Annotated in this window: 5 protein-coding genes, 1 tRNA gene and 5 pseudogenes; 3 read left to right on the top strand and 8 right to left on the bottom strand. The window is 68.5% G+C overall.

Annotated elements, in window-relative coordinates; genetic code table 11:
• Nucleotides 1-71 precede the first annotated feature (71 nt).
• A pseudogene (miaB, locus tag OJJOAM_RS12990) lies at nt 72-1,389 on the bottom strand (tRNA (N6-isopentenyl adenosine(37)-C2)-methylthiotransferase MiaB).
• A 471-nt stretch (nt 1,390-1,860) separates the two neighbouring features.
• Here miaB and OJJOAM_RS12995 point away from each other — a divergent pair.
• Both OJJOAM_RS12995 and OJJOAM_RS13000 read left to right on the top strand, forming a co-directional pair.
• Nucleotides 1,861-3,472, top strand: a pseudogene (locus OJJOAM_RS12995) (DEAD/DEAH box helicase).
• 31 nt (nt 3,473-3,503) lie between these two features.
• A pseudogene (locus tag OJJOAM_RS13000) lies at nt 3,504-4,536 on the top strand (serine/threonine protein kinase).
• Nucleotides 4,537-4,624: 88 nt separating this feature from the next.
• Here the strand turns inward: OJJOAM_RS13000 and OJJOAM_RS13005 are convergent.
• Together OJJOAM_RS13005 and OJJOAM_RS13010 are read right to left on the bottom strand one after the other, a co-directional pair.
• Complete coding sequence (locus tag OJJOAM_RS13005) at nt 4,625-5,062, bottom strand: universal stress protein (RefSeq protein WP_422648180.1); 438 nt, start codon at nt 5,060-5,062, stop codon at nt 4,625-4,627.
• A gap of 326 nt (nt 5,063-5,388) precedes the next feature.
• Nucleotides 5,389-5,646, bottom strand: a complete 258-nt coding sequence (locus OJJOAM_RS13010; RefSeq protein WP_422648181.1) for a hypothetical protein — start codon at nt 5,644-5,646, stop codon at nt 5,389-5,391.
• Nucleotides 5,647-6,062: 416 nt separating this feature from the next.
• On the opposite strand from OJJOAM_RS13010, the gene OJJOAM_RS13015 reads away from it, so the two are divergent.
• Nucleotides 6,063-7,019, top strand: coding sequence for a helix-turn-helix transcriptional regulator (locus tag OJJOAM_RS13015; protein ID WP_422648182.1), 957 nt, complete (start codon nt 6,063-6,065; stop codon nt 7,017-7,019).
• Between the two features lie 210 nt (nt 7,020-7,229).
• Here OJJOAM_RS13015 and OJJOAM_RS13020 read toward each other — a convergent pair.
• The 5 genes and pseudogenes from OJJOAM_RS13020 to OJJOAM_RS13040 all read right to left on the bottom strand — a co-directional run bounded on the left by OJJOAM_RS13020 (nt 7,230) and on the right by OJJOAM_RS13040 (nt 12,270).
• Nucleotides 7,230-7,306, bottom strand: a tRNA-Met gene (locus tag OJJOAM_RS13020).
• Between the two features lie 188 nt (nt 7,307-7,494).
• On the bottom strand, nt 7,495-9,195 hold the full coding sequence (locus OJJOAM_RS13025; protein ID WP_422648183.1) for an MFS transporter: 1,701 nt from the start codon (nt 9,193-9,195) through the stop codon (nt 7,495-7,497).
• Between the two features lie 374 nt (nt 9,196-9,569).
• The gene (locus tag OJJOAM_RS13030; RefSeq protein ID WP_422648184.1) at nt 9,570-9,926 is read right to left on the bottom strand and encodes a DUF4212 domain-containing protein; all 357 of its coding nucleotides are present in this window, start codon (nt 9,924-9,926) and stop codon (nt 9,570-9,572) included.
• Nucleotides 9,923-11,498 (bottom strand): annotated as a pseudogene (locus OJJOAM_RS13035) (sensor histidine kinase N-terminal domain-containing protein). Before OJJOAM_RS13035 ends, OJJOAM_RS13030 begins: the two are co-directional and overlap by 4 nt.
• A gap of 81 nt (nt 11,499-11,579) precedes the next feature.
• A pseudogene (locus OJJOAM_RS13040) lies at nt 11,580-12,270 on the bottom strand (response regulator).
• Between the last annotated feature and the right edge of the window lie 401 nt (nt 12,271-12,671).

Raw genomic sequence — 12,671 nt, forward strand, 5'->3', positions numbered from 1 at the left:
CGGCGATCGTGCCTGCGATCGCCCCACTACCGGCACTCCTGGCACTACTGGCACTCCTGGCACTCCTGGCACTACTGGCGCACGACGATCTCGCCGCGCAGCGAATGCGGGAAGGCCTCGGTGATGGTCACCTCGACCATCTGGCCGATCAGCCGGTCGCGGCTGGCCTGCGGCACGCCGGGCAGCGCGAAGTTGACCACGCGGTTGTTCTCGGTGCGGCCGTGCAGCTCGTTCGGATCCTTGCGCGCCGGGCCCTCGACCAGGATCCGCTGCACCGTGCCGACCATGCCGCGGCTGATGCGCTGCACGTTCTCCTCGATGGTCGCCTGCAGCCGTTGCAGCCGGCGCAGCTTGACCTCGTGCGGCGTGTCGTCGTGCAGGTTGGCCGCGGGGGTGCCGGGCCGCGGGCTGAAGATGAACGAGAACGAGGTGTCGTAGCCGATCTCCTCGACCATCGCCATCAGCTTGTCGAAATCGGCATCGGTCTCGCCAGGAAAACCGACGATGAAGTCCGACGACATCGACATGGTCGGCCGGATCGCGCGCAGCTTGCGGATGATGCTCTTGTATTCGAGCACGCTGTAGCCGCGCTTCATCGCCATCAGGATGCGGTCCGAGGCGTGCTGCACCGGCAGGTGCAGGTGGTCGACCAGCTTGGGCACGCGCGCATAGGCGTCGATCAGGCGCGCGGTGAATTCCTTCGGATGGCTGGTGGTATAGCGGATCCGCTCGATGCCCGGAATCTCGGCCACATATTCGATCAGCAGCGCAAAGTCGGCGATCTCGCTGGTGTCGCCCATCCGGCCGCGGTACGCGTTGACGTTCTGCCCCAGCAGCGTGACCTCGCGCACGCCCTGGTCGGCCAGGCCCGCGATCTCGGCCAGCACGTCGTCGAACGGGCGCGAGACTTCCTCGCCGCGGGTATAGGGCACCACGCAGTAGCTGCAGTACTTCGAGCAGCCTTCCATGATCGACACGAAGGCGCTCGGGCCCTCGACGCGCGCGGGCGGCAGATGGTCGAACTTCTCGATCTCGGGGGAAGGAGATATCGACCTGCGAATGGCCGCTCTGGCGGCGGCGCGCGATCATCTCGGGCAGCCGGTGCAGCGTCTGCGGGCCGAACACCACGTCGACATACGGCGCGCGCGACACGATGGCCGCGCCTTCCTGGCTGGCCACGCAGCCGCCGACGCCGATCACCAGGTCGGGTTTGGCGGCCTTCAGCGCCTTCATCCGTCCCAGTTCGGAGAACACCTTTTCCTGCGCCTTCTCGCGTACCGAGCAGGTGTTGAACAGGATCACGTCGGCGTCTTCGGGGTTGTCGGTCTTCTCCAGGCCCTGGCTGGCGTGCAGTACGTCGACCATCTTGTCGGAGTCGTACTCGTTCATCTGGCAGCCGTAGGTCTTGACGAAGACCTTTTTCGTGGGCGCGGCAGGGGCGGCGGCGGGCTGGGCCGGGGCGGCCTGGGTGTCTTGGGGACGTGGATTCATGGTGCCGATCTCAGTGGTTGACCTGGGGGCATCGGATGCTTCAGGGGGGCGTTACATGGCCTGCCGCGCGGCCCGCCGCGGGGGCCGGCGCCAGGCGGGTGGACAGGCGGACAGGCAGGCGGGGGACAGGGCAGGCGGGACAGCCCGCTATTCTACCCGCTCGGCACATGGGGCGTCCGGTGCGAATGCGCCGGGGCTGATACACTACGGGCCTTCCGAACCTGGAAGCGGAGGCAGTCGTTCCGCTTCCCCGGCGCCCTTCGCCCCGCCCATGCAGGCGGTGACGGCGGCAGCCGGCCAGTCGCCACTATCCATGCCGGCCCCGACGATTGGCGCATCCGTGCGCAAGGGGCGGCCGAAACGAATTCCATGTCTTTTTCCGAACTAGGCTTGTCTGACAAGCTTGTACGCGCCGTGGCGGAGCAGGGCTATACCACGCCCACGCCGATCCAGGCGCAAGCCATTCCCGCGATCCTGAAGGGCGGCGACCTGCTCGCCGGCGCCCAGACCGGTACCGGCAAGACCGCCGGTTTCACGCTGCCGATGCTGCAGCTGCTGTCTCGGGCCGAGCCGCCGGCGCGCGGCGAACGGCCCCGCATCCGCGCGCTGGTGCTGACGCCGACGCGCGAACTGGCCGCGCAGGTCGAAGAGAGCGTGCGCAACTACGGCAAGTACCTGCGCCTGCGTTCGATGGTGATGTTCGGCGGCGTCGGCATCCATCCGCAGATCGACCAGCTCAAGCGCGGCGTCGATATCGTGGTGGCCACGCCCGGCCGTCTGCTGGACCACGTGGGCCAGCGCACCATCGATCTGTCGCATGTCGAGATGCTGGTGCTGGACGAGGCCGACCGCATGCTGGACATGGGCTTCATCCATGACATCCGCAAGATCCTGAACGTGCTGCCGCCGAAGCGGCAGAACCTGCTGTTCTCCGCGACGTTCTCCGACGAGATCCGCGCGCTGGCGGACCGCCTGCTCGACAATCCGGCCTCGATCGAGGGTCGCGCGCCGCAACACCACGGCCGAGACCGTGGCGCAGCGCGTCTACGCGGTCGATCGCGAGCGCAAGCGCGAACTGCTGGCGCATCTGGTGCGCGAGCACGACTGGCACCAGGTGCTGGTCTTCACCCGCACCAAGCACGGCGCCAACCGGCTCGCCGAGCAGCTGAGCAAGGAAGGCCTGTCGGCGCTGGCGATCCACGGCAACAAGAGCCAGTCGGCGCGCACGCGCGCGCTGTCCGAGTTCAAGGCCGGCACGCTGCGGCTGCTGGTGGCGACCGACATCGCCGCGCGCGGCATCGATATCGACCAGCTGCCCCATGTGGTCAACTTCGATCTGCCCAACGTCCCCGAAGACTATGTGCACCGGATCGGCCGTACCGGCCGCGCCGGCGCCGAGGGCGAGGCGGTGTCCCTTGTCTGCGTCGACGAGCACGGCCTGCTGCGCGACATCGAACGCCTGATCAAGCGCCAGCTCGAGCAGATCGTGCTGCCGGGCTTCGAACCGGATCCGACCATCGCCCCCGAGCCGATCCAGAAGGGCCGCCAGGCGCGCGGCCAGAATGGCGGCGGCGGACGGGGACGTCCGCAGGGGAATGGCGCGGGCAATGGTGGCGGCAATGGTGGTGGCAATGGCGGCGCCCGGCCCGCCGCCGGCGCGCCTTCGGGCGAACGTCGCGCGGACGCCCGGCCGCCGCGCCAGCCGCGTCCCGCCCGTCAGCCGCAGGAGGCCGGCGGCGCGCCCCAACGCAATGGCAAGCCGAGCGGCCAGGCCGGCGGTCGGCCCAACGGCCAGCCCAACGGTCAGCCACATGGCCAACCGCATGGCCAGCCCAAGGGCGGTGCCCGCCCGGCCGGCAACGGCGAACGTTCGCAGTCGGCGCCGCGCACGGCTTCCGAGTCGAACGGCCCTTCGCGCAACCGCCGGCCCGGCCCGCAGGCCGCGCTGCTCGGCGGACAGCGCTCGCGGCAGGGGTCGTGACGCGCGCGGTGTCCTAAGCTAGCGCTTAGCCATGGTGACGTCGCCCGATCCCGCCGCCTCGCCGGACATTCCGTTCGCGGGGCTGACACCCGACCTGATCCTCGATGCGCTCGAGGCGGCCGGCTTCATGCCGGACGGCCGGCTGCTGGCGCTGAACAGCTACGAGAATCGGGTCTGGCAGGTGGGGGGTCGAGGACGGCGCGCCGATGGTGATGAAGTTCTACCGGCCGGGGCGCTGGAGCGATGCCGCCATCCTCGAGGAACATGCCTTCGTGCGGCAGCTTGCCGAGGCCGAGATCCCGGCCGTGCCGCCGCTCGCTTGCGGCGGCGGCACGCTGCTGTCGCACGGCGGCTTCCGCTTTGCCGTGTTCCCGCGCTGCGGCGGCCGCGAGCCCGAGCTCAACCGCGCCGATACGCTGACCTGGCTCGGCCGTTTCATCGGCCGCATCCACGCCGTCGGCGCGAGCCAGCCCTATGTGCACCGGCCCGCACTCGATGTCGAGACCTTCGGCGTGGCCGCGCGCGACTGGCTGCTGGCGCAGGACTGCATTCCGACGGATCTGCGGCCGGCCTGGCAGGCCGCCGCCGATCTCGCCATCGACGGCGTGCGGCACTGCTACGAACGCGCCGGCGACGTGGCGCTGCTGCGGCTGCATGGCGACTGCCATCGCGGCAATCTGCTGTGGATCGAAGCGGATCAGGCCCGCGGCGGCAACGCGGGCCCGCATTTCGTCGATTTCGACGACAGCCGGACCGGCCCGGCGGTACAGGATCTGTGGATGCTGCTGGAGGGCGATCGCGCCTCGATGCAGAGCCAGCTGGCCGATATCGTGGCCGGCTACGAGGACTTCGCCGAATTCTCGACACGCGAGCTGCATCTGGTCGAAGCCTTGCGCACGCTGCGTCTGCTGCACTACAGCGCCTGGCTGGCGAGCCGCTGGAACGATCCCGCCTTTCCGGCCGCGTTTCCGTGGTTCGGCACGGCGCGCTACTGGCAGGACCGCATCCTTGAATTGCGCGAGCAGATCGCGCTGATGGACGAGCCGCCGCTGTGGTCGAGCTGAACGGCTGACCGGGCGGCCGTCCCGGGCGCCGCGGCAGCGCCCGGTCTTACTGCCACTTCTACCAGTTGAATGGCCCCGCGTCGGGCTGTCAGGCCTTGTCCGGCGCCTTCACCAGGATCACCGGGCACGACGCGTGCGCCACCACGCGGCCCGCGACCGAGCCGAGCACCGCATCGAAGAACGAACCGCGGCCATGGGTGCCGATCACGATCGCATCGGCGTTCACCGATTTGGCCAGCGCCACGATCCGGTCCGGCGGAAAGCCGCTCAGCGCATGCTTTTCCACGCGCAACTGCGCGGCGCCCAGGATGTCGCACACCGAGCGCATCGCCTTGTCGCTCTCTTCACGATGCCAGTCGTCGATCGCGTCCTTGCTGACGAAGGCACGCACCTGTCCGGTGACCTCCGGGGCGACGTGCACCACGTGCACGGTCCGTTCGCCCTGCAGCAGCTTCCCTTCGGCGATAAAGCGGGCGGCGGCGTCGCTGAAGGCGGAGCCGTCAGTGGCGAGCACGATATGGGTCATGGCGAGGGTTCTCCTATCACGGGCCTTGCAGGCGTTGTCGACGGCCAGGCGGTTCGGCGGTGCCTTGCCTGGCTGAATTCATGATGGCAGCTAGGCGGCGATCTCGCCATGATTCCGGTCAAAAACTCGGCACTTGGTCCGCGGCCATGACTGCCTCGGCACTTATTGCGACAGCAGCAGCCCCGTAAAGGTGACCAGCCACCCACTGGCCAGGCAGGCGCCGATCCACGCGGCGACGATCAGCGCATTGTCTCGAAGGCTCATCGCTTGCTCCTTCTTTCCTTCCTTCTTCCTTCCTTCCTTCATTCCTTCCTTCATCCCGTCCTTCATTCGCCGATCGGCGCCGGATAGTCGGCACGGGTGCGTGCGCCCTCGCTGAAGACGTCGTGCGTGCGGGCGCCCTCCGTGTAGGCGTCGAAGGCGCGCGCGCCGTCGGCGAAGCGGTCCACCGCGCGGAACGTGTAGCCATAGTCGTCGCCCGCGTGCGACCCGCGCACCGGGGCGGCGAACACGCTGTTCAGCGACAGCAGCGCGGTACCGGCGATGGCAGCGCTAAGAACGAGGCGGGCGGTCGTGATCTTCATGATTTTCTCCAGTTGTTGAATTTTGAGAATCGTTTTGCTCGGGGATGTCGTCAGCCGATGGGAGAAGAATAGGCTCACATCCCGGAGGCCACGTGACGTTGCCTCGTATCAGTTATTCAAAGTTTTTAACAATGCGCATGCTTGTGCCGACCCCGCGGGGGGCGCTGCCCACTCCGCGTGCCGGCGCGCATCGCATAGGCTGTTGCTCGCACTTTCGATTCGGAGGGCCGAAGTGCGTGCCGGGAACCGTCGTTCCGTGTCCATTTCCTTCATTTCCGGACGCTCCGCTTGATAGGCTTCGCTCTCCCCACGCAAGACCAACCTTTCATTGCGCTTTATGGCCCACCAGTTCGATTCGCAACTCGACGTTTCCATTCTTTCCGTCCTGCTTGACGACGGCGGCCCCCCGGCGCTGGATGAGCACCCAGGACGTGGCACGCGGCCTGGCCGCCCTGGAGGTGGCCGAGCCGCCCGCCGAGGTGCTGCAACAGCGGCTGGTGCTGCTGGTCGCCGACGGCTCGGCCGAGTGCCGCGCGGAAGGGCGCGGCCTGATGTGGCGCCGCGCCGAATGTGCCGGCAAGGTGCTCGCCAACGCCGATACCTGGCTCAGCGACGAAGAGGCGCTGGCCCTGCAGGTGCTGAAGCGGTTCGCCGGCCGCCAGATCACTTCCGTGATGGCGACCCTGCTGCGGCCGTTGTTCGATGCCGCCGAGTCGCAACTGCGGCGGCGCGGCCGCGAAGGCTGCGCCGGCCGGATCGCCTGGCATCGCAAGCTGTCGGTGGTCGAGCGCAGTTCGCCGCTGGTGCCGCCGCGGCTGCGCGAGACAGTGCTGCTGCCGGTGCTGACCGCGGTATTCGAGGAGCGCAACCTGGAGGTCGTCTATCGGCCGCGCTTCGAGCCCGAGCGCAAGCGCGTGCTGATGCCGCTCGGCGTGGTCGAGAAGGCCGGCATGGTCTACCTGGTGGGGCTGGAAGACGAGGACCCGGCGCCCCAATGCCTGCGGCTGGACCGGGTCCATGCGGCGCACGCGCTGAAGGAGCGCTTCATCTACCCGGACCATTTCTCGCTGGCCGACTATGTGGAGGAGGCGGCCGAATTCGGGCTGCACGCGGACGGCAATATCAAGCTGGCGATCCGCTTCGCCAAGGGCTGCGGCGATATCGTGCGGGATGCGCCGATCTCGCCCGACCAGACCGAGGAGATCGGCCCGGACGGTTCGCTGGTGGTGCGCTGCACGGTGGAGTTGGCGGACTGGCTGGTGCGCTGGCTGCGCTCCTTCGGGCCCCAGGCCGAGGTGCTGGAGCCGGTCTCGCTGCGCCGCGCGCTGGCGCACGAGGTCAAGACGATGGCGCGGGCTTACTGCCGGAACTGAGGCAGGAACTGAGGCAGGAACTGAGGGGCGGCGCTGGGGGCGAGCGAGAGGCGGGCCTCGGGAGGGCGATGGATGGGGCGTCCGATCGGACCCCGGGGGGGGGGCAACGGCGCCGGCACGGCGGCAAGCCGCGGCGCCAACACCCCCGGCACCGATACCCGCGGCGCCAAAACAAAAAGGGGTCAGCTTGCGCTGACCCCTTCGAAATACTGGTGGCGAATCAGGGACTCGAACCCCGGACCTGCGGATTATGATTCCGTCGCTCTAACCGACTGAGCTAATTCGCCGACGAAGACCGCCATTATACGGGCCGTTGGTTCGCTGTCAACACTTTTGTGCGGGCCCTTGCATCCGGTTCCGCTCCCCGGCCCCAGCCGCAGGCGCAGCCGACAAAAAAGCCGGCGGCCCTCCCGGACCGCCGGCTTCGTTGCGGGTTTCGCCGCCGGCACGAGAGCCGGCGGGCGCGATGCACGGATCAGTCGTTCGCGTAGATATCCACGTCCTTGGTTTCGCGGATGAACAGCGAGCCGATCACCAGCGTGATGCCGGCGATCACGATCGGGTACCACAGGCCGTAGTAGATGTTGCCGTTCTGCGCGACCAGGGCGAACGAGATGGTGGGCAGCATGCCGCCGAACCAGCCGTTGCCGATGTGGTAGGGCAGGGACATCGAGGTGTAGCGGATACGGGTCGGGAACAGCTCGACCAGCATCGCGGCGATCGGACCGTAGACCATGGTCACGTAGATCACCAGGATCACCAGGATCACCAGCACCATCACCGTGTTCATCTCGGCGGGATCGGCCTTGGTCGGATAGCCGGCCGCGGACATCGCCCCGGCGACCTCCTTCTTGAAGGCGTCGATCTTCGCCTTGCTCTCCGGCTCGAAGCTATGGCCCTGCGGCACCAGCGCCGCGTTGAAGGACTGGATCTCGCGATCGCCGATCTTGACGGTCGCGGTGGTCCCGGCCGGTGCCTCGACGACTTCGTAGCTGGCCGACGACTGCGCCAGCGTGCGCTTGGCGATGTCGCAGGAGCTGCGGAAGTCGATCTCGCGGGCGATCGGGCTGCCCTGGAACGAGCACTGCTTCGGATCGGCGGTGACGACGATCTGGGCCGACTGCTGGGCGCGCTCCAGCGCCGGGTTGGCGTAGTGGGTCAGCGCCTTGAACAGCGGGAAGTAGGTCAGCATCGCCAGCGCGCAGCCGGCCATGATGATCCACTTGCGGCCGATCTTGTCCGACAGCGCGCCGAAGAACACGAAGAACGGCGTGCCGATCACCAGCGCGCCGGCGATCAGCAGGTTGGCGGTCTTGGCGTCGACCTTCAGCACCTGCGTCAGGAAGAACAGCGCGTAGAACTGGCCCGTGTACCAGACCACGGCCTGGCCGGCGGTCAGGCCCACCAGCGCCAGGATCACGATCTTCAGGTTGCGCCATTGCGCGAACGATTCGGTCAGCGGCGCCTTCGAGGTCTTGCCCTCGGACTTCATGCGCTGGAACGCCGGCGATTCGGCCATCGACAGCCGGATGTAGACCGAGACGCCGAGCAGCACGATCGACAGCAGGAACGGAATGCGCCAGCCCCAGACCTCGAAATCCGGGCCGGTCAGCTGGCGGCACACCAGGATCACGATCAGCGACATGAACAGGCCCATCGTCGCGGTGGTCTGGATCCACGAGGTGTAGGAACCGCGCTTGCCGTGCGGCGCGTGTTCGGCCACATAGGTGGCCGCGCCGCCGTACTCGCCGCCGAGCGCGAGGCCCTGCAGCATTCGCAACGCGATCAGGATGATCGGCGCGGCCCAGCCGATGGTGGCGTAGCTGGGCAGCAGGCCGACGATGAAGGTCGACACGCCCATGATCAGGATCGTCACGAGGAACGTGTATTTACGTCCGATCATGTCGCCGAGGCGGCCGAACACCAGCGCCCCGAACGGCCGCACGATGAAGCCGGCGGCAAAGGCGAGCAGCGCGAAGATGAAGGCCGAGGTCGGATCCAGGCCGGCGAAGAACTGCTTGGCGATGATGGCCGCCAGCGAACCGTACAGATAAAAGTCGTACCACTCGAATACCGTGCCGAGCGACGAGGCGATGATGACTTTCCTCTCCTCTGCCGTCATCGGGGTGTTCTGCGCGCTGCCTCCGGGCACCGCGACATTTGGGGCATTGGCCATTTTGTCTCCTCCTACTGTTCAGGGGTCCTTCGCACGGCCGCGCAAGGCAGGCGGCCACGCCGCGTTCCGGCGCGGGCCGTCGAATGTGTGTGGATTCTGGGAGGCGAAACTTACGGCGTTCTGACAGCAGAGGGTGCGCAGGGGCCGATATTGCTCGGGGGTATACGCTGGCGCCGCGCGGCGCTGGCGCCCGCCTTTCGTGGGGGAGAGGGGCGATGCTGCGATGCGGGATGCCACAGGTCCCGATCACGCGCCGAGCAGGGCTGCAGGCGGTGTTGCAGGCCGCGCTGCAGGCCGAGTTGCAGGCAATGCTGGGGGCGGTGCGCACGGCGCCGAAAAGGATGGTGAGCAGGTGCCCAGCGCGGCCGCGGCGTTCAGCGGTGCCGCGCGGCATCGCCGTCGTTGGCGTGTCCGCCATCGTCCCTCGGCGCGTCCCCCGTCTCGTCCCTTGCCTCGTCCGCCGGCTCGCCGATCTCGCGATCGGCCCGGTTCATGCGCCAGGCATAGGCCGCCGCCATCAGCACGTACAGGATCAGCAGCCCTTGCGCGCCGGCCCAGAACGAGAAGGGCCAGCCGAAGAAGTCGAAGCGCAGCTCGCGCGCGAACCAGCTGACGCCGAACGTGCCGGCAAACCACAGCGCGAGCAGCACCGCGGTCCAGCGCAGGTTGGTGCGCCAGGCGGCCGCGGCGCGCTGCTGGCGGGCAAGGCGTACCGGATCGGGCGCGTTCATGCCGCCTCCGCGGACGCCGGGCGGCGCAGCGTCACGCGCAGCCGCGCACCGGCCAGGCGCGGCTGCTGCTGGTAGACGTGGTCCTCGATGGCGACGTCGCCGCCGTGCTGCTGCACGATCTCGCGCACGATCGCCAAGCCCAGCCCGCTGCCCTCGGTGCTGGTGCCCAGCACGCGATAGAAGCGCTCCATCACGCGCGGTCGCTCGGCCGGCGGAATGCCCGGCCCGGTGTCCTCCACGTCCAGATAGGCGAACGGTTCGAACGGATCGGCGCTGACCCGCACGGTGGCGTGGCCCCCCGGGCGGCGTGTAGCGGATCGCGTTGTCGAGCAGGTTGTTCAGCATCTCGGTCAGCATCAGGCGGTTGCCCTGGACCATCACCGGATGGTCCGACGCATCGAGGCCCAGGTCGATGCGCTTGGCCCAGGCCTGCGGCAGCCAGTCCTTGACCACCTCGCGCGCCAGCGCGGCCAGGTCGAGCGGCGCCATGTTGCCGCTGCCGGCGAAGTTCTCCATGCGCGCCAGCGACAGCAGTTGCGTGACCAGATGCGCGGTGCGCTGCGAGCTGCCGGCGATCTGCGCCAGCGACTTGCGCAGTTCCTCCGGCGACTGCTCGCGCTGCGCCAGTTCGGCCTGCATGCGCAGCCCGGCCAGCGGCGTCTTCATCTGGTGCGCGGCATCGGCGATGAAGCGCTTCTGCGTCTGCACCGATTGGTCGAGCCGCTCGAGCAGTTCGTTGAACGAGGCGACCAGCGGCGTGATTTCCTGCGGCGCGGCCTGTTCGTCGATCGGACTGGTGTCGCCCGGATTGCGCGCGCGAATGCGCTGCTGGATCGCGGTCAGCGGCGCCAGCCCGCGCGACAGGCCGAACCACACCAGCAGCACCGCCAGCGGCAGGATCACGAACTGCGGCAGGATCACGCCCTTGATGATCTCGTTGGCCAGGCGCGCGCGCTTGTCGAGCGTCTCGGCCACCTGCACCAGCACCGGATGGCCGCCCGGCACGGCCGGCATCTCGACATAGGTGTACGCCACCCGCACGTCGTTGCCGGCCACCTGGTCGTCGCGCAGCGACACCAGCCCGGCGTGTCCGCGGTCCTCCTCGACCGGCAGCGGCAGGTCGCGATCGCCCGCCACCAGCTCGCCACGCGTGCCCACCACCTGGTAGTAGACCGCGTCGGTCTCGTCGGCGCGCAGGATCTCGCGCGCGGACAGCGGCAGCTGCAGCGTCACGCCGCCGTTGACCTCGCGCACCTGCTGCGACAGCACGATCGCGCTCGATTCGAGCGCGCGGTCGTAGGGGCCGTTGGCGATCGACTTGGCGACCAGGTAGGTCACCGCAATGCTCAGCGGCCACAGCAGCAGCAGCGGCGCCAGCATCCAGTCGAGGATCTCGCCGAACAGCGAGCGCGGCGATGCGTGCCCGGCGTCGTCCTCCAGATGGGGCAGGGCGTCGGCCAGCATCTCGTCGCTGACCTCGTCCTCGGCGGTGGCCGCCGCGGCGGCGCGGCGGCGGCGCGTGTCGCCGATCGCCGGCGACGGGCGTTTCCAGGGCAGGCGCAGCGGATACATGCGAAGGGCGTGGTGGACGAGAGCGGCCGGCGGCCGGGCAGGTTCGAAGGGAAAGCCGCGGCGTCGCTGCCGTCGGCCGAATCAGGAATGCGCCGCCGCCGGGGCCGGCTGGAATTTCTCCAGGCAATAGCCCAGGCCGCGCACGGTGGCGATGCGAATGCCGCCGACCTCGATCTTCTTGCGCAGCCGGTGCACGTAGACCTCGATCGCGTTGTTGCTGACTTCCTCGCCCCATTCGCACAGGTGGTCGACCAGCTGCTCCTTCGACACCAGCCGGCCGGAGCGCGTCAGCAGGATCTCGAGCAGGCCGACCTCGCGCGCGGACAGGTCCAGCATCTGGTCGTTCAGATAGGCGATGCGGCCGACCTGGTCGAACGCGAGCGGCCCGTGCCGCATCAGCGTGGCGCCGCCGCCGGTGCCGCGCCGCACCAGCGCGCGCACGCGGGCCTCCAGTTCCGACAGCGCGAAGGGCTTGGCCATATAGTCGTCGGCGCCCAGGTCCAGGCCCTTGACGCGCTCGTCGACGCTGTCGGCGGCGGTCAGGATCAGTACCGGCACCATCGCGCCGCGCGCGCAGCCGCTTCAGGACTTCGAGCCCCGGCATGCGGGGCAGCCCCAGATCGAGAATGACCAGGTCGTAGGCCTGCGTGGACAGCGCCGAATCGGCTTCCATGCCGTTGGCCACATGGTCGACCGCATAGCCGGAATGGCGCAGGGAACGGGTCAGGCCGTCGGCCAGCACGTCGTCGTCTTCGGCAATCAGAATGCGCATGGTGGTCTCCCCCTGGCTCGGCAGGCGGGCGCTGGCCCGCGCCGGTCCCCCGGTTCTCCCGACAGTCATGCGCACTATGGGATGAAATGGGGCTTGCCAAGCATACTGTTTTTTTATACAGTACCCGCTGATTCCAGGCGGGCGCATGGGGCTGGATCGCAACCGGGGCCACGCGTCAGAGAGGGCGTCGGTCAGCCGGGCGGTGCCGTGGTCCAACCCGGCCGCATTTTTGAGCCGATGCTGATTCACGGCTGCCATGCTCCGCCTCTAGAATGCGTTGCCGCAGCGCGCTCCGACGATGCAGACCGCCGGGGTGGCGCGGGTCGGGCGCGTGAGTCTGCGTAACGAGGTGCCGCACAATATCGGCACCGAATAGCAGGCGGCGCGCCGCATGCGGCCTA

Origin of the sequence: Cupriavidus sp. H18C1 (assembly GCF_049311595.1) — a bacterium.
GTDB classification, from domain to species: domain Bacteria; phylum Pseudomonadota; class Gammaproteobacteria; order Burkholderiales; family Burkholderiaceae; genus Cupriavidus; species Cupriavidus cauae.

What these genes read in the sequence shown, in the direction of transcription:
- OJJOAM_RS13005 (WP_422648180.1), bottom strand. Translation starts at nt 5,062, where the DNA reads ATGACCCATATCGTGCTCGCCACTGACGGCTCCGCCTTCAGCGACGCC.
- OJJOAM_RS13010 (WP_422648181.1), bottom strand. Translation starts at nt 5,646, where the DNA reads ATGAAGATCACGACCGCCCGCCTCGTTCTTAGCGCTGCCATCGCCGGT.
- OJJOAM_RS13015 (WP_422648182.1), top strand. Translation starts at nt 6,063, where the DNA reads ATGAGCACCCAGGACGTGGCACGCGGCCTGGCCGCCCTGGAGGTGGCC.
- OJJOAM_RS13025 (WP_422648183.1), bottom strand. Translation starts at nt 9,195, where the DNA reads ATGGCCAATGCCCCAAATGTCGCGGTGCCCGGAGGCAGCGCGCAGAAC.
- OJJOAM_RS13030 (WP_422648184.1), bottom strand. Translation starts at nt 9,926, where the DNA reads ATGAACGCGCCCGATCCGGTACGCCTTGCCCGCCAGCAGCGCGCCGCG.